Annotated in this window: 16 protein-coding genes and 1 pseudogene; 8 read left to right on the forward strand and 9 right to left on the reverse strand. The window is 69.4% G+C overall.

Annotation, left to right across the window (positions count from 1 at the left end):
• Nucleotides 1–4 precede the first annotated feature (4 nt).
• The gene (locus I1A62_RS36045) at nt 5–736 is read right to left on the reverse strand and encodes an NYN domain-containing protein (protein ID WP_206006562.1); all 732 of its coding nucleotides are present in this window, start codon (nt 734–736) and stop codon (nt 5–7) included.
• Nucleotides 733–1,509: a tRNA (guanosine(46)-N7)-methyltransferase TrmB gene (gene trmB, locus I1A62_RS36050; protein ID WP_192581880.1), complete on the reverse strand. Its 777-nt coding sequence runs from the start codon at nt 1,507–1,509 to the stop codon at nt 733–735. Before trmB ends, I1A62_RS36045 begins: the two co-directional genes overlap by 4 nt.
• Before the next feature lie 122 nt (nt 1,510–1,631).
• Here trmB and I1A62_RS36055 point away from each other — a divergent pair, with 122 nt between their 5' ends.
• The 5 genes from I1A62_RS36055 to I1A62_RS36075 all read left to right on the forward strand — a co-directional run bounded on the left by I1A62_RS36055 (nt 1,632) and on the right by I1A62_RS36075 (nt 7,125).
• Nucleotides 1,632–2,507 carry a hypothetical protein gene (locus I1A62_RS36055; protein ID WP_219456989.1) on the forward strand — a complete coding sequence of 292 codons (876 nt, stop codon included), beginning with the start codon at nt 1,632–1,634 and terminating at the stop codon, nt 2,505–2,507.
• Nucleotides 2,504–3,952, forward strand: coding sequence for a hypothetical protein (locus tag I1A62_RS36060; protein ID WP_219456991.1), 1,449 nt, complete (start codon nt 2,504–2,506; stop codon nt 3,950–3,952). The genes I1A62_RS36055 and I1A62_RS36060 overlap by 4 nt, the downstream gene beginning before the upstream one ends.
• 105 nt (nt 3,953–4,057) lie before the next feature.
• A complete protein-coding gene (locus tag I1A62_RS36065; RefSeq protein ID WP_219456992.1) occupies nt 4,058–4,369 on the forward strand; it encodes a DUF6802 family protein in 312 nt (103 codons plus the stop codon).
• Nucleotides 4,370–4,643: 274 nt separating this feature from the next.
• Nucleotides 4,644–6,473, forward strand: a complete 1,830-nt coding sequence (locus I1A62_RS36070) for a phosphoenolpyruvate carboxykinase (GTP) (protein ID WP_087555009.1) — start codon at nt 4,644–4,646, stop codon at nt 6,471–6,473.
• A gap of 151 nt (nt 6,474–6,624) precedes the next feature.
• Nucleotides 6,625–7,125: a hypothetical protein gene (locus I1A62_RS36075; protein ID WP_225858137.1), complete on the forward strand. Its 501-nt coding sequence runs from the start codon at nt 6,625–6,627 to the stop codon at nt 7,123–7,125.
• A 68-nt stretch (nt 7,126–7,193) separates the two neighbouring features.
• On the opposite strand, the gene I1A62_RS36080 is transcribed toward I1A62_RS36075, so the two are convergent.
• From I1A62_RS36080 to I1A62_RS36100, 5 genes are all read right to left on the reverse strand, one after another.
• Nucleotides 7,194–8,642 carry an aldehyde dehydrogenase gene (locus I1A62_RS36080; RefSeq protein ID WP_124392547.1) on the reverse strand — a complete coding sequence of 483 codons (1,449 nt, stop codon included), beginning with the start codon at nt 8,640–8,642 and terminating at the stop codon, nt 7,194–7,196.
• Nucleotides 8,643–8,672: 30 nt separating this feature from the next.
• Nucleotides 8,673–9,818, reverse strand: coding sequence for a hypothetical protein (locus I1A62_RS36085; protein ID WP_219456994.1), 1,146 nt, complete (start codon nt 9,816–9,818; stop codon nt 8,673–8,675).
• Nucleotides 9,815–10,984: a phosphotransferase family protein gene (locus I1A62_RS36090; RefSeq protein ID WP_124392545.1), complete on the reverse strand. Its 1,170-nt coding sequence runs from the start codon at nt 10,982–10,984 to the stop codon at nt 9,815–9,817. Before I1A62_RS36090 ends, I1A62_RS36085 begins: the two co-directional genes overlap by 4 nt.
• Nucleotides 10,985–11,064: 80 nt before the next feature.
• Complete coding sequence (locus I1A62_RS36095) at nt 11,065–11,952, reverse strand: ROK family protein (RefSeq protein WP_219456996.1); 888 nt, start codon at nt 11,950–11,952, stop codon at nt 11,065–11,067.
• A gap of 2 nt (nt 11,953–11,954) precedes the next feature.
• Nucleotides 11,955–12,710, reverse strand: coding sequence for a class I SAM-dependent methyltransferase (locus tag I1A62_RS36100; RefSeq protein WP_124392572.1), 756 nt, complete (start codon nt 12,708–12,710; stop codon nt 11,955–11,957).
• A 174-nt stretch (nt 12,711–12,884) separates the two neighbouring features.
• Between I1A62_RS36100 and I1A62_RS36105 the strand changes: the two genes are divergently transcribed.
• A complete protein-coding gene (locus I1A62_RS36105) occupies nt 12,885–14,105 on the forward strand; it encodes a glycosyltransferase family 4 protein (protein ID WP_219461620.1) in 1,221 nt (406 codons plus the stop codon).
• Here the strand turns inward: I1A62_RS36105 and I1A62_RS36110 are convergent.
• Nucleotides 14,046–15,767, reverse strand: a complete 1,722-nt coding sequence (locus tag I1A62_RS36110; RefSeq protein ID WP_219456998.1) for a hypothetical protein — start codon at nt 15,765–15,767, stop codon at nt 14,046–14,048. The two genes, I1A62_RS36105 and I1A62_RS36110, sit on opposite strands and share 60 nt — an antisense overlap.
• 62 nt (nt 15,768–15,829) lie before the next feature.
• Here I1A62_RS36110 and I1A62_RS36115 point away from each other — a divergent pair, with 62 nt between their 5' ends.
• Nucleotides 15,830–17,026 (forward strand): polysaccharide biosynthesis protein, encoded by a 1,197-nt coding sequence (locus tag I1A62_RS36115; protein ID WP_124392542.1) that lies wholly within the window; start codon nt 15,830–15,832, stop codon nt 17,024–17,026.
• 75 nt (nt 17,027–17,101) lie between these two features.
• On the opposite strand, the gene I1A62_RS36120 is transcribed toward I1A62_RS36115, so the two are convergent.
• On the reverse strand, nt 17,102–18,265 hold the full coding sequence (locus I1A62_RS36120; protein ID WP_087555017.1) for a DUF3068 domain-containing protein: 1,164 nt from the start codon (nt 18,263–18,265) through the stop codon (nt 17,102–17,104).
• Between the two features lie 220 nt (nt 18,266–18,485).
• On the opposite strand from I1A62_RS36120, the pseudogene I1A62_RS36125 reads away from it, so the two are divergent.
• A pseudogene (locus I1A62_RS36125) lies at nt 18,486–19,541 on the forward strand (acyltransferase family protein); the annotation flags it as partial.
• Nucleotides 19,542–19,545: the final 4 nt, after the last annotated feature.

Genomic DNA, 19,545 nt, shown 5'->3' on the forward strand with positions numbered 1-19,545 from the left:
ACTCCTACTCGGCAGCACTCTTCCGCCCGACGAGCAGGGCGGAAAGCGGTCGGAACGGCTGCAACCAGGCACCCTCGTCGGGCAGTGTGTCGAGGCTGACCCGAGGCAGTGGCTCCCGGAACACGCCGGGGATGTCCTCGAGATCGACGAAGTCCAGAAGGTCGGACGCGACCGCCCAGCTGGCGTGCTCGCGGAACCCGAGTATCTGGACCGGAATGCCGGTCGCGGCGATGTCCTCCAACGGTTCGCGAAATGCTTGACCGTCGGCGGAGGCGACCATGACACCGGCCAGCCCCTCGCCGTGACGAAGCGCGATGTGGTCCAGCATGTCGGAGTCGACGTCGCTGTCCTCATCGATCTTCGGCTTGGCGAACACCGCGAAACCCACATTACGCAAGGCTTCGACCCACGGTCTCACGACATCGGCGCTGCCAGCCGCGATGTTGGTGAAGACCGTCGCCTCGGGTTCGAGTGTGTCGGTGCCGGACGCGGACAGTTCCGCGGTACGGGAGAGCAGCCAGCGGCCGAGTGCGTCGAATCGTGGCCGGTAGGCGGCCGTGGGCCTGCCGCCGAGGATGGCGCCGAGACCCATGTCGAGGTTGGGTGCGTCCCAGACGAGAAGGACCCGCTTCTGGTGGCGCCCGTCACGTGCACCCACCGCGGGAGATGCTGACGACACCGCGGTGCCTGCCGGGGCGGTACCGGCTGTGTCGGTGTATTGCTCGCTGACGCTCATGACCTGATCTTCCCCCAAATCAACTCGGTGATCGCACTGCCGACCTGGTGGGCCTTGTCCTCGAACTTCGTCACCGGACGCTCGTGCGTCATGGGTGACTCCCAGTCGAGGGAGGTCAGGAGGGGTTCCGCGTTGCCTGCCTCGGCGATGGCCTCGGCGTACTCGGCGTGATCTGTTGCGACATGCAACACACCGCCGGCCTTCAGCCTGCTCGCGATGAGGGCGAAAGTGGGGGCCTGCAGCAGGCGGCGCTTGTGATGGCGGGCCTTCGGCCACGGGTCCGGGAAGAAGACACGGACTCCGGTGAGCGATTCCGGTTCGATCATGTTCTCCAGGACATCCATGGCGTCGCCGCGCAGGACCCGGATGTTCGGGATCTCGTCCCGTTCGATCTGTTGGAGCAACTGTGCGAGCCCGGGCCGGTAGACCTCGACGGCCATGAGGTTCACGTGCGGTTCGGCCTTCGCCATCGCCGCGGTGGCGGTACCCGTGCCCGAGCCGATCTCGAGGATCAGGGGCGCGTCGCGGCCGAACCACGACGGCGCGTCCAGTCGGGTGTCCGAGACGTCCGCGCCGATCACGGGCCATTGCCGGTCCCACGTCTCCTGCTGGGGAGCGGTCAGAGCGCCCCTGCGCGAGCGGAAACTTGTCACCCTCGGGTGGAGACGGGACCCCTTCGAGTCCTTCGTCTGCCCCTCCTCGGGGACGGCGGGTGCATCCTGATCAGCGTGGTTCACCGGACCATTGTCACGCATGAGGGGCGTTTCTGGCATACGGGTCTGAAGTTCACCTTGAGACTTTTTCGGTAATCCGGTGCCCAGCCTGCACGGTTGCCCACGCCGATTCGGGGTGAGTCTGACAGAATCGGCGCGGGACGAAGGGGGGTGACTGCGTCATGGGCACTGCAGATGCCGGGGGCGGAAAACTGACGGATCTCGCCGCAGAAGTGGCGGCACTGGACGAGGCCGCCGGCGACCGGGTGCGTGCCGCCGTCGCGGCGTTCGGGGCGCCGATCCGGATTCAGACGGCCGGTCGGGCGGGTGTGGGCAGGTCGACTGTGGCCGCCGCGCTGACCGCCGGTGGCATCGACGGCACGGTCGTGGAGGAAGCGGACGCCGTCGACGTGCCGGGTGCGCCCGACCCGGTGCTGGACGGCGACGTCGTGGTCTATGTCCTCGTCGAAGCGGTGCGCGACGCCGACCGGGACGCGGTGCGGAATCTGGACCCGGCGCGGGCCCTGTTCGTCCTCAACAAGGCGGACACGTTGGGCGCGTCGCGAGTGCCCGCCGACGCCTGGGCGACGGCGACCGCGCGGGCCGCCGAATGCTCGGACGAGGGCGGCCTCCCTGCTTTGCCGTTGATCGGCACGCTCGCGACCGCGGGGACGTCCTCGCAGTCCGGGATCGGCGCAGTGTCGGCCGCGGTCGCCGACCGGGTCGCACGATCCCGGGCGCACCGCGGCGAGATCCTGATGAACACGCTGCGGTCGCAGGCCGCGCGCAGTGTTGCGTCCCGCGACGTGCTGGAGCGGTACCTCGCCTGCGACGACGCGGTCGCTCTCGGCGCCGCCGCAGCCCGGCTCCACCTCGCCGACTGCATCGCGGACGAACCGGAACAGCCGCGCACCGCCGCGGACGCCGGCCGGTGCGCGGACTGGTGGCGGGCGCAACTCGCCCGGCAACCGACGGCCCGCAGGCGCCGGGCGGTCGTCGACATCCGGCGCCACTACGTTCGCGTCGGACGGCAGCTGAGCGGCAGCCCCGGAACGTGACGAGACCGCAGTTGTCCGATCTGCCCGCCGAGACCGTCGATGTCGTGACGCGATGGAACCCGGACGCCGTCGCCCGCCTGAAGTCCGGGGGATCCGCGCAGCGAGGTGTCTTCGTGGCGGGGCCGCGGCGCGCGGGCAAGGCCACTCTCGTGCGCAGGCTCCGTGCGCTCGACGCGTCCGCGCTCGCATTCGTGGATGATTCGCTCGACGCCGGGGTCGTCCTGATGGTGCTCGACGCGGCAGCGCCGCTCGGGCGGGAGGAGCTGTCCGTGCTCGACGTCGTCGCACGACCGGCGTGCCCCGTGGTCTTCGCGCTCACCAAGACCGATGTCCACCGGGACTGGGCGGGCGTGCGCGAACGTAACCGGACCCTGCTCGCCCGGCACGCGGCGCGCTTCACCGACGCGGAGATCCACCCGGTTGCGGCCGGCGGGTCCGGGGTGGAGGCGCTGCTGGCGGCACTCCTGCGTGCCGCACGGGACGAGGCCCGCGACAACAGCCCCGCCACCGAGTCAGTGCTCGAGAAGACGCGTCGCATGATCGTGGCCACTGCCCGGTCCGTGCGGGAGACCGAGCCCGGCGCGGAACTGCGCGCCGAGCGGGTGCGTGCGCTGACCCTGCGGGACGGCGGGCGCACGGAACGGGTCGCCCAGCTCCGCGGTCAGGTCCAGCTCGCGAAGGTCGAGTTGCTGCACGAGGTGGCGTCCCAGGTTCGGGCGGCCGGAGCGTCGGCGCGGTCCGAGATCGACCGCGCGGGCCGCGGGACCCTTGCGGGCTATCCCGACCGGCTGGCCGAGATCGTGGGCGAGAGAAGCAGTGCGGTCGACGCCGCGGTGACCGCGCGCCTCGACGACCTGCGGTCGCGAGCGGGCGTCGCCGCCTCCGATCCCGAGGCCGCCGGTCCGCCGCCGGAACCGGTGGTGCCGGAGGGGCCCGAACCGCGGCACCGCGGGCTGGAAGACCGGATGACGATTCTGATCGGTGCGTCCGCCGGGCTCGGTCTGGGCAGGCTGGTGGTGTCGCCGCTGTCGATGGTGCCCGCCCTCGACATCGCGAGCATTCCGCTGACCCTCGCGCTGGGCGCGGTCGCGGCGTGGTGGCTGACGCGGTCGCGCGCGCACGTCGCCGAGCGTGCCCACGTGCGGCAGTGGGCGACCGAGGCGCTGGTGCACGTGCGGTCGCAGTGGGAGCAGTTCGTCCTCGCCCGGTTGCTGGCGGCGGAGACCCGGGTGAGTGAGGCGATCATCGCCGAGAGCAGGGTCGCCGCCCGGGAGGCGGACGAGCGGGTCGCGCAGATAGACGGGGAACTCCGCCGGCTGGCCGCGCGACGGACCGGGCAGTTGTCGTCCTGTGAACGCGACCTCGCGGCGGTCGACCGGGGACTGCAGGAGGTCCGCAGGCCTGCCGGGGAACCGAATCGCCGCGGTGAACGTCTGAATACATAGGTGCCCGACCGGTGTTCGCCCGCTTTCATGTGGGATTGTGTTGAATTATCTTGATATGTCTTGTTTTGGGCGGGAAACTGGTCCGAAATACGAAGGGAGACCGCGGTGGCGACGATTGAGAGTTTTCTGGTCCCGGACGTGCCGGACCTCGATCCGAACACGTTCGGCCACGATTCCGGGGCGGTCGCGCTCACCGATCCCACCCACGACATCGACGGCGACGGCGTCCTCGACACCCAGACGTTCGACGCGGGCGATGCCGTCGTCATCGCCTCCGACCTCGACTCGGACGGCGACGCAGACCATCTGACGTTGATCCACGAGGACGGCGACTACGCGTCGTGGGAGTTTCGCCGCGACGGCGACGGTGTCGTGCACTGGGAGCAGACCGATGGTGGGACTCTCGGTAACGGCTGACCACCCCCGAAATCCGCACTCCAGACGCGGGAAAGGTGCCTGGCAGGGCTACTGAATCGTTTCTGTGACCATTCCAACCGCACCCGATTCCCCTAGATGGGACCCGCGGCGTTAACCTCTAGGGATAGGACACCCGGCGCCCGCGTCTTCCATGTGGCATGGACGGCCTGGCTGGACCCCGCCGAGAGGGGAAATCGGACCGTCTGGCACACGCTGCGAGGTTCTCTCAGCGGACGGCAGATGGTCCGGTTCCGGCTCACCCCAGGAGAGTTTGATGACCTCAGCGACCATTCCCGGTCTGAACGGAACTGACGGCACGCCCCCCACGGAGCACAGTGAGCTGCTCGCCTGGGTTCGAGAGGTTGCCGAACTCACTCAGCCCGACCGCGTCGTCTTCGCCGACGGCTCGGACGCAGAATGGGATCGACTGACCGAGCAGCTCGTCGCGGCCGGCACGTTCACGCGACTCAACGACGAGAAGAAGCCGAACTCGTTCGTCGGCAACTCGGACCCGTCGGACGTCGCACGCGTCGAGTCCCGCACCTACATCTGCTCGCGTGAGGAGATCGACGCCGGGCCCACCAACAACTGGATGGATCCGACGGAGATGCGGTCGCTCATGACCGACCTCTACCGCGGCAGTATGCGCGGACGCACCATGTACGTGGTGCCGTTCTGCATGGGTCCGCTCGGGGCCGACGACCCGAAGCTGGGTGTCGAGATCACCGACTCCGAGTACGTCGTCGTCTCCATGCGCATCATGACGCGCATGGGCACGGCCGCGATGGAGAAGCTGGGCAAGGACAAGCCGTTCGTGAAGGCGCTGCACTCGGTCGGCGCACCGCTCGCGGAGGGGCAGGCCGACGTCCCGTGGCCGTGCAACGACACCAAGTACATCACTCACTTCCCCGAGGACCGCGAGATCTGGAGCTACGGTTCGGGCTACGGCGGAAACGCCCTCCTCGGCAAGAAGTGCTACTCGCTGCGCATCGCGTCGGCGATGGCCCACGACGAGGGCTGGCTCGCCGAGCACATGCTGATCCTCAAGCTGATCTCCCCGGAGGACAAGCCGTACTACATCGCGGCCGCGTTCCCGAGCGCCTGCGGCAAGACGAACCTTGCGATGATCCAGCCCACCATCCCCGGATGGCGCGCCGAGACCCTCGGTGACGACATCGCGTGGATGCGCTTCGGTGAGGACGGCCGTCTGTACGCCGTCAACCCGGAATACGGCTTCTTCGGCGTCGCGCCGGGCACCAACTACGGGTCGAACCCGAACGCGATGAAGACGCTCGAGGCCGGCAACTCGCTGTACACGAACGTCGCGCAGACCGACGACGGCGACGTCTGGTGGGAGGGCCTCGAGGGAGACCCGCAGCACCTCGTCGACTGGAAGGGCAATGAGTGGACGCCCGAGTCGGACGGTAAGGCCGCGCACCCGAACTCGCGTTACTGCACCCCGATGTCGCAGTGCCCGATCCTCGCCCCGGAGTGGGACGACCCGCAGGGTGTGCCGATCTCCGCGATCCTGTTCGGTGGACGCCGCAAGACCACGGTTCCGCTGGTCAGCGAGTCCTTCGACTGGCAGCACGGCACGTTCCTCGGCGCGACGCTGTCGTCCGAGCAGACCGCTGCCGCCGAAGGCGCCGTGGGCACCGTCCGCCGCGACCCGATGGCCATGATCCCGTTCATCGGCTACAACGCCGGCGACTACCTGAACCACTGGATCAACCTCGGCAAGCACGCGGATTCCGAGAAGCTGCCGAAGATCTTCTACGTCAACTGGTTCCGTCGCGGCGAAGACGGCCGCTTCCTGTGGCCCGGTTTCGGCGAGAACTCCCGCGTGCTGAAGTGGATCGTCGACCGCATCGAGCACAAGGCCGGCGCCGAGTCCACCCCGATCGGATTCGTTCCGACCGCAGCCGATCTGGAGCTCGGCGGGCTGGACGTCAACGCCGACGACGTCGACGAGGCGCTCAAGGTCGACGTCGACGAGTGGAAGCAGGAGCTGCCGCTCATCGAGGAATGGTTCGAATTCCTCGGCGAGAAGGTGCCCTCCGGTATCCGTGACGAGTTCGAGGCCCTGAAGCAGCGCCTGGGCTAGTCCCTCCCCGGTGACCGAATGTCACAGTGGTTCAGTTCGACTGAACCACTGTGACATTCGTCGTTTCGGGGGTGTTCCAGGAGTAAACGCATACCATTCGGTTTGTAAAAGCCTCGATTCTCGAAGCTCGCACGCGACGAAAGGATTGCAGATGCAGACAGGGACCAGCAGGGGCATGAAACGACTCGCCGGAGGGGCCGCACTCGCTGCCGCAGCCGCCGCCACCGTAGCCATGACCATGCCGGCGACCGCTTCCGCAGCGACGGAAGTGCAGCCTCCCACCGTCGTGACCGCGGTCGACGGAAGCACCCTCGACATCACCGTCACCAACCCCAACGTCCTGAATCTGCTGGACGCCCAGTCCTGCGGTGCCGTCGCATTCGACGCCACCAAACTGCCCGCGGTACTGGCGGACCCGACCGTCGTTCTCGAGCCGGGATTCGTCGCGTGGGCCACCAACCCGATCGAACGCGTCCTCGCGAACGGCACGGGCGACGCGGTCAAGACGTTCACCACTCCGGAACTTCCGGACGGCGCCTACGCGGTCCTCGGCGAATGCCTGTCGCTGACCACCGTCGCCAACCCCCAGACCACGATGCCGCAGATCGTCCTCGTCGGCGGTCCGCTGGGTGGGATGCAGTTCGGCAGTTAGGCGCTACGCGCCCGTGAGTGGTTGACGAGTCCAGAGACTCCTCAACCACTCACGGGCGGCGAAGCCGCCTACCCCGTGTAGCCGGGCGGCATGAGCACGGACTTGGTCTCGCAGAACGCCTCGAGCCCCTCCGGTCCGTTCTCGCGGCCGATGCCGGAGGCCTTGTAACCGCCGAACGGTGATCCCGGATCGAACGCGTACCAGTTGATGGCGTACGTGCCGGTGCGGATCTGCTTCGCGACGACGAGACCGTGGTCGATGTCGGTGGTGTACACCGAACCGGCGAGGCCGTAGTCGGAATCGTTGGCGATCTTGATCGCCTCGTCCTCGGAATCGTAGGGAATCACGGAGAGGACGGGCCCGAAGATCTCCTCGCGGGCGATCGTCATCGAGTTGTCGACGTCCGCGAAGATGGTCGGCTCCACGTACCAGCCCTTGTCGAGGCCCTCCGGACGGCCGCCGCCGAGCACCACGCGGGCGCCCTGTTCCTTGCCCTTGGCGATGTAACCCTCGACGCGGTCGCGCTGCTTCTCGGAGATCAGCGGCCCGAGTTGCGCGGCCGGATCGGACGGATCGCCGACGGCCATGAAGCCGGCACCCGCGACGAGGGCGTCCAGCACCTCGTCGTAGCGGGACCGCGGGGCGAGGATCCGGGTCTGCGCGACGCACGCCTGCCCGGTGTTCATCAGCCCGGACATCACCAGCATCGGCATCGTGGACGCGAGGTCGGCGTCCTCGAGGATGATGGCCGCCGACTTGCCACCCAGCTCGAGGGAGCAGCGCTTGAGGTTCTGCGCGGCGATGGCCCCGATCTTGCGGCCGACGGGACTGCTGCCGGTGAACGTGATCTTGTCGATGCCGGGATGCGACACCAGGTATTCACCGGTCTCGGCGCCGCCGGGCAGAACGGAGATGACTCCCTCGGGGACCCCCGCCTCGGCGAAGATCTCGGCGAGAACGTGTGTGGAGAGCGGGGATTCGGGTGCCGGCTTCAGCAGCACGGTGCAGCCGGCGAGCAGCGCCGGGGACAGTTTGTTGACGGCCAGGAACAGCGGGACGTTCCAGGCGAGGACCGCGGCCACCACACCGACCGGCTCCCGCAGCACCTTCGTCTGGCCGAACACGCCGGTGCGGGTCTGCTCCCACTCGAATTCGTTCGCGAGACCGGCATAGAAGTTCAGGGTCGCGAGCGACGGCGTCTGCTGCATCATCCCGACCATCGCGGGCGGCTGACCCATCTCTGACGAGATCAGCGCATCGAGGGTCTCGCCGCGCTCCTCGATGAGCTTCGCCGCCTTCGCGAGGATCTCCCCGCGCTCCGCGGGAGTGGTCTGCGGCCACGGACCTTCGTCGAACGCCCGCCTGGCGACGGCGACGGCGTCGTCGATGTCGGCAGGCGACGCGACGGGACAGCTGCCGACGCGTTCCTCGGTGGCCGGGGAGAACACTTCGAGCACCTGGTCGGTGGCCGGGGCCACCCACTTGCCGCCGATGTAGAGCTTGTCGTAGTCGGTCATGAGTCCATTCCTCGTGTCGGTCCCCCCCGGTCAGGAGGCGGTGTCGGTGAAACTGTCGAATCCGTATCGTGCGTGTGGCCCGATCGCCGCGACCTCGAACAGCCCGGTCCCGACGACGGTCTCGCCGGCGTCCTCGAGCCGGAATCGGGTGAGATTGTCGACGGGGCAGAACATCCGCAGTCCCGGCTCGATCTCGGACGCCCGTTTGCGCAGTCCCTGCACCACGAGTTCGCCCTGCCACATGCCGTGACGCCAGTCGGCTTCGAGTCCGTACCCGGTGCCGATGCCGATGTAGTTGGGAACCAGCAGGTCGCAGGTGACGGTGACGACCTCGCCGGTCGGCCGGTGGAAACTCAGCGACGCCGACGTGACATCCCGCGTCCCGGGCTCGAATTTCAGCTCGTGTTCGGGCCGGCCCAGCCATTCGGGCTCGCGGTCGGCGTCCGGCCAGATGCGGACGGCCTCCTCGACGATGCGCCTGCCGAGTTCGTCCTCCTGCAGGACGACGGAGACGGCATAGTCGTCGAACTGCATCACCGAGTAGATCCAGAAGAAGTTCTGGATCCCGTCGACCGCCCGCCGTCCGGGAGGCTCGGACTCGCCGACGGGACGCACTCCCCACGACCGGTCGCGGTTGCCGCGCCAGGTGTCGGGGGTGACGGGGCGAGACTCACCATCGATCGTGAGTTCGCCTGCCCAGGTGCCGGTCTGGACGAAGCGGCTCGTGTCGAACGTGACGCGCTCGAGTTGCCTGCGGAAGTGGCGGGGCTCGAGCGTCGCGGGGATCGCGCCGTCGAAGGTGAGGTCGAAGGAGAGGTCGTAGTCGCCCGGTGCGAGCACCACGCGCAGGCGCTGCAGCCCCTCGAGGACCTCGACGCGGAACGGTCCGACGGTGCTCTCGGAGCGGTCGTGGCCCAGCGCCGCCGACCCGCGGACCACGATGTGGTCGTCGCCGCGGCGGAGCACCGCGAACGCGTCCGTGACCCCGAGGTTCGGATACTGGCCGAGACCGATGATGAGGAACAGGTCGGACTCGTCGGAGGGATAGCAGTTGAAGTAGTAGCGGTCGTAGAAGTTGCGGTCGGACGTCGCGACGCGCCGGATGGGTTCGGCCACCTGATGGATGGGGTAGTCGTCCATGGGGGACAGCGGATTTCCGGCGTAGTCGGCGGTCATCGGATCTTCTCCCAGTACGTGCCGTCGAGCATCGCCTCGAGCGAGGCCCGGTGCATGATCAGGTCGTCCGGATCCTCGGGGGCGGCGGCCTGACCGAAGTGGATGGCGCGCTCCTGGATTCGCAGCATGATCGTGGCCTGCCGCAGGGCGGCGTAGGCGGTGTAGTACTCGAGATCGCGGGGTGTGTGGCCCGTCAGTTCCTCGTACAGGGCGGCGAGGTCGTCGAGGCGCAGGAAGTCGGGCATCCCGTCGAGTCCGGCGGCCGCGGCGATGTCCTCGAAGAACCGGTGCAGGTACGTCATCCAGCCCAGGTCGAGTTCGCGGGGCCCGAGCGTGGCCATCTCCCAGTCGAGTACGGCCACGGGCCGGAAGTCCTCGAACATCATGTTGCCGATGCGGGCGTCGCCCCAGCAGAAGACGGCGGGGGAGGAGTCGTCCGGGAGGTTCTCCTCCATCCACGCGAAGCCGCGTTCGATCAGCGGGGACCGGGGACCCGACTGTGTCGTCCATTCGTAGTAGTCGCGTTGCTGCCGGATGTGCGCGGCGAGCGCCTCGGTGACAGTGGGGCCGGCGCCGGGCAGTCGCAGGAACGCGAACCGTTCCCACGGCCGGTCGATGTCGTGCAGTTGCGCAAGCACATTCACGGCGCTGTGCTGCAGCACCGCGCGCTGCTCCTCGGTCGCCTCCGTCACCCACGACCCGAAGTTGTAGGGCATCACGTCCGGCGGCACCTGCCCGGACACGCGGGCCATGACGAAGAACGGGGCGCCCAGCGGCCCGGGATCGGGCTCGGACCAATAGACGACCGGGACCGGGACGGCGGAGTGCTCCCGGACCTGCGTCATCGCCTGGAACTGTCCGTCGAGGTCGTAGTCGGGGAAGACGGGCATCGTCGTGTCGGCGGGCGCGACGCGTGCGACCAGCGGGTGCACCTCGCCCGACCAGGTGGCGTCGAACAGGATGGTCTCGCTCGACATGCCGTTGGCGTCGGGGAGATGGACGTGCGTGACTTCGGGTGCGGTGTCGGCCGGCAGTTGCGTGGCGAGCCAGCGTTGCAGGGCCGCCCGCAGCACCTCCGGATCGCGACGGGAGTCACTGGGCCTGGCGACCTCGGATTGGTGATCGGAGTCGTCGGCAGATCGGGTTGCGCTCGTGCTCACGGTCACCTCCTCTCCTGAACGTGGTGTGACCCTGAACACTAGAACACGTTACAGAATTTCGGAACAGGTGAGTGGATTCCGCTGCGTCAGCCCTCGCCGGCGGCAAGGACTGCCGCCCCGACGAGCGTGCCGGAGGCGCCGAGTTCCGCGGGTACCACCCGCAGATCGGCGACGAAGGACAACCGGGCGTGACGGGCCGCGGCCCGGCGCATCGGATCCCACAACGGGGGCCCGGCCTGCGCGAATCCGCCGCCGATCACCGCGAGATCGACGTCGAGAAGGGCCGCGGCCGACGCGATGGCCTGCCCCAGTGCGGTCCCCGCGCGGTCGAGTGCGGCCACTGCGACCTCGTCACCGTCCGCGGCGGCCCGCGCCAGTTCGACGCCCGTCGTCCCGCGCCATCCGCGGGAGCGGGCCCAGCGCACGGACGACGGTCCGCTGGCGACCGTCTCCAGGCACCCGACCCCGCCGCACGTGCACGGGTCGGTTCCGCCCGGAACCACCATGTGACCGATATGTCCCGCGTTGCCGGTCCGGCCGGTGGCGATGCGGCCGCCGAGGATCACCCCGCCGCCGATGCCCGTGGACACGACGAGACTCAGCAGGTCCGGGGCGCCGCGACCGGCGCCGTGGCGATGCTCGCCGAGCGCGGCCGCGGCGCCGTCCATCGCCAGTCGCGCGGGAACGCCGGGGAACAGGTCCTGCACGGCGCCGACCAGGCCGAATCCGCCGGCCCACTCGCCGATGTTGATGGGCGACACGGTGCCGGCGACCGTGTCGACCGGTCCGGCGCACGCGATGCCGACCGACGTGATCGTCGCGTCTCCCGCGACCTCGCGCAGCAGGGCGGTGCACGCGTCCGCGACTCCGGTTGCCGGCGTGGGAGTGGTCACCGGGTGCGGCACCGTGCCGTCCGCGTCGACGGTCCCGGCGGCGATCTTGGTGCCGCCGACGTCGAGTGCCAGTGCGACCACGGTCAGCGCTTCCGCATCACGAGAACGAGGTTGCTCACCAGGAACTCGCGCAGTCCGGGAACCCGCACCATCCACCACGCCCAGCGCGGGTGATAGCGGGGGAAGGCGGCCAGCAGGTCCGCGTCCGGGGTGCGCCGGGCCCACCGAAGCCCGTCGGCCGCACCCACTTTGAACAGGGACACACCGTAGCGGTTCTTGGGATCGCGGCCATTTTTGCGCAGGTAACGCCGGGCGGCGTACTCGCCGCCCAGTGCATGCCACGGCCCGGTCTCGTGACCGCCGAACGGGCCCCACCACAACGTGTACGACAGCACCATCAGGCCACCGGGTTTCGTCACGCGGATCATCTCCTCCGCCATTGCCCACGGTTCGCTGACGTGCTCGGCGACGTTGGAGGAGAAGCAGACGTCCACCGACGACGTGCGGAACGGCAGCGCCAGCCCCGACCCACGCACGGCGCCGCCCACCGCGAGCCCCGCGGCGTGCATCTCGGACGGATCCGGTTCCACCGGGACGTACCGGGCACCGGCCTGCTGGAACACGTCCGCGAAGTAGCCGGGGCCGCCGCCGACGTCGAGGACCGTCGTACCGGTGAGATCCGTGTCGGTCAGACCGCCCCACAGGTCGCCGATCAGTTCGACGGAGTCGCGGGCGAGGGCGCCGTAGAACAGGTCGGGCGCGGTCTGTTCGTGCCGGAAGTCGCTGAGCAGGCCGAACGACCTCTTCAGGGTTGCCCGTCGACCGAATCGCCGGGTCACGGGAGGCGTCGTCACGAGACTGAACCTTAGCGAGTGCAGCCCCCGGGACGGCAATCCGTGCGCGGTGGCTGCAACATCCGGCGGAATGCGACCGATAGGGTGTTCGGGGACTACCGCGCGGAACGTCCCGCCCCGAGACCACGAGTACCGCACCGACCACAGGAGTTCATGAACGTGCGAGAGGTTCTGCTGCTCTGCTGGCGCGACACCGGTCACCCGCAGGGTGGCGGCAGTGAGCGGTACCTCGAGGAGGTCGGCGCGCAGCTCGCGGCGCGGGGAATCAAGGTCACCCTCCGCACCGCCGGTTACCGCGGCGCCGCCAGGAAGGAGACCGTCGACGGCATCGAGATCAGCCGGGCGGGCGGGCGGTACAGCGTCTATCCCCGCGCACTCGCCGCGATCGCTGCCGGCCGGCTCGGTTTCGGGCCGCTCCGCGGCATCCGGCCCGACGCCGTGATCGACACCCAGAACGGCATCCCCTTCTTCTCCCGCGTCGTCGCCGGCGCACCGGTGACGCTGCTCGTCCATCACTGCCACCGCGAGCAGTGGCCGGTGGCGGGCCGGTTGATGGGCAAGATCGGCTGGTGGGTGGAATCCCGGCTGTCGCCGCGCACGCACCGGGACGACCAGTACCTCACCGTGTCGCTGCCGTCCGCCGACGAACTCGTCGAACTGGGAGTGGAGCGCGAGCGGATCGCGGTGGTGCGCAACGGCGCCGACGACATCCCCCTCGACGTGGAGATAGGCGGAGCCGACACGAGGACCGCGCACCCCAGTGTGTGCGTACTGTCACGGCTCGTGCCGCACAAGCAGATCGAGGACGCCCTCGAGGCCGTCGCTGTGCTGCGCCCCACGATCGCCGACGTGCACCTCGACGTCATCGGCGGCGGCTGGTGGGAGCAGAACCTCCGCGACCGCGCGCACGAGCTGGGCATCGGCGACGCCGTCACGTTCCACGGGCACGTCGACGAGACCCGCAAACACCAACTGCTGTCGCAGTCCTGGGTGCACGTGATGCCGTCCCGCAAGGAGGGCTGGGGTCTTGCCGTCATCGAGGCCGCGCAGCACGGCGTCCCGACCGTCGGCTACCGCAGCTCCAAGGGCCTGACGGATTCGATCGTCGACGGCGTGACCGGCGTTCTGGTCGGCAGCGCGGAAGCGGCGACGGCCGACGTCGCCGACCTGACCGCGGCGGTCAAGACGCTCCTGCTCGAGCCCGAGACCCGCACGGTGCTCGGCGAGAAGGCCCGCGTCCGGGCCGGTGAGTTCTCCTGGAAGCACACCGGAAACGGCGTCCACGAGGTGCTGGCGGGCACGGCCGCGGGCCTGCGCACGTCAGGGCTGGTGTCGCCGGCGCTGGCGCGACCGGGCCTCGAGCACGCCCGCGCCGAGTAGACCACCGGCCAGCAGCATCGCCCACAGCACGTGCGCCGCGACCACCGTCGCGCGCGCCCATGCGGACGCCTCGTGCGTCGCGACGTCGCCGTCGACGCGGTACAGCTCCAGATGCTCGTCCGCGAACCGTCGCTCCAACCCGGACAGGGTGGTCGCGGATTCGCCGCGCGGTCCGGGCGTGTCGCGCTCGACCAGAACCCATCGGACGCCCAGCGACGCGAGATCGGCGGCGGAACCGCCGGTGAGCAGCACCCGTTCGACCTGCTGCGCCCGGGACCCCTCGCCCTCGACGCTGCCACCGGCCACCACCAGTTCGCCGGTCTGCAGGACGTCCTTCGGCAGCATTCTCGGGGCGGGATCCAGGACGGGCGCGGAACCGCTGTAGGGGAACTTGCGGAACATGCCGGTGGGCAGGACGGCGACGTCCCCGCTGGTCGGGTCGCTGTCCAACTCTGCGGCCACCTGCTGCCACGACGGCGGATAGTGGACCGGGCGCAGGGCGCCGCCGACGCCCCACGCGAGGTCGGGGAGGGCGAGCAGCACGATCAGGACGGCCGAGACCGACCAGGTGACCGGGCGTCGCAGCACCGCGGCCGCGGCGGCGAGCGCATACAGCGGCGCCGCGAGCGCCACCCACTTCTGCGCGTCCCGGAGCAACCCGGCGCCCGGGACGTGCTGCACCGACCAGCGGCCGGCGTCGAGACCCCACGCCGTCGCGCCCAGCGTCGGCAGCAGCACCGCCAGCAGTGCCAGCACGGTCAGCGCGGCCACCGCGGGATGCCGTCGACGCCGCCACAGCGCAGGCAGGCCACACAGCACGACGCCGAGCAGCAGGACCGTTCCGATCAGGGCGAACAGGGTGGTCCGGGTCTGCGGGACGGCGGTCTCGTTCCACACGCCGCCGAGCCCGGCGAGACTGCCGAGCGTCGCCAGACCCGGCTCGGCGCGGGCCGCGAACGCCGCGACCCCGGCAGGATCGGAACCATCCCCACCGCCGCCGGACAGCGCCGTCGCCACCAGCCACGGCGCGCTCGCGGCGAAGAACAGGCCCAGCACACCCGTCAGACGCAGCCACCGGGCGGAGCGTCCACCCGGGCAGGCGAGGACGGCCAGCGCCGTCACCGCCGCGAGCAACACCCCGGTCGGGGTCAGCCCGGCCGCGGCGAGGCAGGCCGCGAGGGCGAACCACCCCCGGCCCCGGCCCCGCCGGATCGCGACGGCGGCGCACACCGTCCACGGCAGCGCCGCGTACCCCGTCAGCAGACTCCAGTGACCCTGCAACAGTCGCTCGGCGACGTACGGGTTCCACACCGTCACCGTGGCGGCCACGAGTTGCGGTCCGAGCCCTGCGGTCGGCAGGACGGTCCGGACCATGTGGGCCGCGCCCCAGCCCGCCGCCCACAGCGCGAGCAGCAGGATCGCCTTCACCACCAGGCCGCCGTCGACGAACGTGCTCAGCGCAGCCAGGAGAGCGTCCTGCGGGACCGCCCGCGCGGCGGCATCGGTGAGACCGAGCGCCGAGTCCGTGAGATACGAGCGGGGAGTGCTCACCGCGTCACGCAGCAGCAGATAGCCGGGGCCGAGCAGCGGACCGAGGACGAGTAACGCCAGGACGAGGCTGTAGACCGCCGCCGCGAACGGTGCTCGGCGCCGGACGGTCATGGGCCGTCACGATACGTGGTGCATCGACCCGGCCCGCACGGCGCGTAGTGCATCATGGGCGAATGCCACGCCAGACCCTCACCAGCTCGGCGGTCGCCGGGGTGACGATGGTGACGGCGGGCTCGATGACCGCGAATATCGCGTCCTACCTGCTTGCCTGGGCGGCCAGTCGCTGGCTCGGTCCGGCCGGCTACGGGGAGTTCGCGAGTCTGCTGGCCGCCCAACTCGTCCTCGCCGTCCCCGCGCTCGCACTGCAGACCGTCGTCGCCCGCGAGGTGGTCCGGGGCAAGGGCGCGCACGCGGTCCGGCTGCTGGGGTACCGCTGCGCGCTGATCGTCGCGGTCGCGGCGATGCTGCTCGCACCCCTCGTGTCGTGGGCCCTCGACACCGGCATGCTCGCCACGTTCTCGGCGCTGATCACGGCACCCGTCCTCGTCCTGCTCGCCACCGAACAGGGACTGCTGCAGGGCGCGGCCCGGTTCGGTCCGCTCAGCGTCGTCCTCGCCGGAGCCGGAATCGCGAAGGTCGTTCCCGCGGTCGTGGTGCTCGCCGTCGGCGCCGGGCCCGGACTCGCCCTCGCCGCCAGCGCGGTCGGCACCGGCCTGGTGGCCCTGTGCGCGCGACTGTTCGCCGATTCCGGGATCATCGGGGAGTCGAGCACCCGAATCGGCGTCGTGGCCGTGCTGAAGGCGTCGCAGGTGCAACTGGCGCTGATCGCGCTGTCGTCCATGGACCTCGTGATCGCCCGCATCGTGCTCAGCAACGACGACGCAGGCCTGTACGCGCTCGGTGCCGTCGCCACCAAGGCCGCGTTCTGGCTGCCGCAGGCCGTCGGGGTGGTGCTCTATCCACGGATGGCGAATCCCGCGCACTCCGCGCAGGCGATCCGCTCGGCGCTCGCCGTCCTCGTCGGACTCGGCGCGGTGCTCGTCGCGGGTGTCGCCGTGGCCGCCCCCGTCGTTCCGCTCCTCGTCGGCGACGCGTACCGGCCCGTGCAGTCGCTGCTGTGGCTGTTCGCGCTCCACGGCGCCTGCCTGGCCGTCCTGCAGGGCGCCCTGCTGTCCGCCATCGCGGGGGAGCGGACGCACCTCGCCGTCATCGCCTGGATCGGCCTCGCCGTCGAGATGACCGCCATGCTGACCCTCGCGTCCACGATCGGGCAGTTCATCGCCGTCGCCGTGACGGTCGCGTCGAGCACCGCCCTGATCGCGAGTCTCTTCGCCGTGCGCAGCGCGCGACGTGACGCACCTGCGATCTGACACGACGAAGGGGACCTCGGTGCAGTACCGAGGTCCCCTTTCGCACCGGACTACGTGGCGTCCGGCTGTAATGCTCTACCGCTCGTCGTACCGGCGCGGATCTGCGACGGGAATTTCTTCCGTCTTGTCCGTGGTCCAGTCGTGCTGCTCCGTGGGAGCCTCCGAGGCATCCGACTTGCCGAGGTCGACGTGGCGTCCACCACCGCTCTGGGGGTAGTCACCACCGTCGGCCGGTGCGGGCTGGTTGCCCTTGCCGCCGCGCAGACCGAGGAACAGTCCTGCGATCAGGGCGATGAGACCGAGGATGCCGGCGATGATCGGCACGGTGCGACCGAACGTGCTGAGCTTGTCCATGCCGTCCTTGGCCTGCTGGACCTGGTACTCGATGGTCTGCTCGTTGAACGGCAGTTCCACCTTCAGGACGTCGATCTCCGGCTTGTCCTTGTTGCGGGCGTAGTACTGGTGCAGCTGCTCCTGGCCCTTGACGACGACACCGGTCTCGGGCTCCACCCACAGGTCACGCACGTTGGTGTACCAGCGGGTCATCGTGACGGGGAGGGTGCCACCGGGGACGCCCCAGGCTTCGGCGGGCAGCGTCAGCTTGTTGGTGGGCGAGTTGACGACCTTCGACAGGTCGACGGGGGCGATCGTCTGGCTGTAGTGGTACACCTTCAGGCCGTTGATCTCCGTCTCCTCGACGAAGTCGATGTCCTGGGTGGCGCGCGCGTTCAGGTCGAAGTAGGGGTAGCTCTGCTTCTTCGAATCGAACGGGAACTTGTACTGCAGTCCGTCGCGCGGAACTTCCTCGGCAGGCTGGTTGGGCTGCGTCTGGATGGTGCCCACCGGGTCGTTGGTCGGCATCGACGTCTTGCGGTCGACGGTGTTGCGGTCGACGATCGCGGACAGCAGTCCGGTGTCGCCCTGCTTGTCGGTGCGCCGCAGCGTCTGCCCTGCCTGGAGAGTGACGACGTCCGCGTTCGCGGGGTCCTCGGTGGTGACGTAACGCTGTGACACCAGTGGAACGTTCGTGTTGACTTCGGCCTTGCCTGCGAGAAGAGACTGCGAGTTGAGCACGCTGCCGGAACCTTCGGCGATCGTGGTCACTTCGAGGTCCAACGGCGTCTTCGCCAATTTGCCCACCGTGTAGGTGGGAATGAGAATGGCGACGGCCAAGAGGAAGGCACCGAGGCCCACCAGAATGCAAGCAAGTATCCGGCTCGGCCCTGAGCGCTCCGCCATGCTTTCTCTCCTAACCCAATTCTGTCGATTGAGATTCCCCCACCGGCAGCACGGCTGCACGGATCGCATGGAGCCCACATCGACACCACGTGAGGCAAAACACTAACAGTCTCGAATGCGCATTTGCCCCATCGGATAGTAAACGCACCAGCCGTTCCGCAGCGAAGTGACGGGGACGGAGTTTTCCGTCACAGCGCCCGGACCAGGCACACTGTTGGTGATGAGCACCTCGGCCACGATCTCGCCCGCGCCCGCAGCGCCCGCCGCTCCGCGCAGTTTCATTCCCGCACTGGAGGGGATGCGCGGTCTCGCGGCGCTGGGGGTGCTCGTGACGCACGTCGCGTTCCAGACGGGCGCGACGCACGTGCCGGTCCTCGGCCGTATCTGGGGACGATTCGATCTGGCGGTGGCGGTCTTCTTCGCGCTGTCGGGATTCCTGCTGTGGCGCAGCCATGCCGGGGCGGCGCGGGGGTTGGGGTCCGCCCCGAGTGTCGTGCGGTACTGGATTTCGCGGGCGACGCGCATCCTGCCGGCGTACTGGGTCGCCGTGGCGGTGGTGTTGACGTTCCTGCCCACCGCCAACGCGAGTTACCGCACGTGGTGGGCGAATCTCGGTCTCGTGCAGGTGTTCGTGCCCCTCACCCTCACCGACGGTCTGACCCAGATGTGGAGTCTGTCGGTGGAAGTGGCCTTCTACCTGGTGCTTCCGCTGCTGGCCTTCGCGCTGGTCCGGTTGCGGGGTCCGGCTGCGCGGCTGCGTGTTCCGGCGATCCTCGCGTTGATCGCGGTGAGCCTGACGTGGGCGTTCGTGCCGGTGTCGACGCCGGGCGGCATCCACCACGACAACTGGCTGCCCGGGTACCTGCCCTGGTTCGGCGCCGGGATGTTGCTGGCCGAACTGGCGGTGAGCCCGCCCGGGCGGATGCACCGCTGGGCGCATCACCGCGTCCGGATGTTCCTCGTCGCCGCAGTGGCATTCGCGCTCACGGCGACCGACCTCGCCGGGCCGGAGGGGCTGGTGCGTCCCGAACCCTGGCAGTACGCCGTCAAGATGGCGCTCGGCGCCGTCATCAGTTTCGCGTTGATGGCTCCGCTGGTGCTGTCCGACAGGTCCACCCACCGTTACCTTGCGAGCCCGCTCGCTCTCGCGGTGGGCCGCTGGTCGTACGGCATCTTCATCTGGCACCTCGCGGTGCTGTCCATCGTCTTCCCGGTGTTCGGGCTCGTCCCGTTCTCCGGCCACTTCGTCTACATTCTGTTCCTGACGACGGTGCTGAGTG

It is taken from the genome of Rhodococcus sp. USK10 (assembly GCF_019378875.1).
Lineage (GTDB): Bacteria > Actinomycetota > Actinomycetes > Mycobacteriales > Mycobacteriaceae > Rhodococcus_F > Rhodococcus_F pseudokoreensis.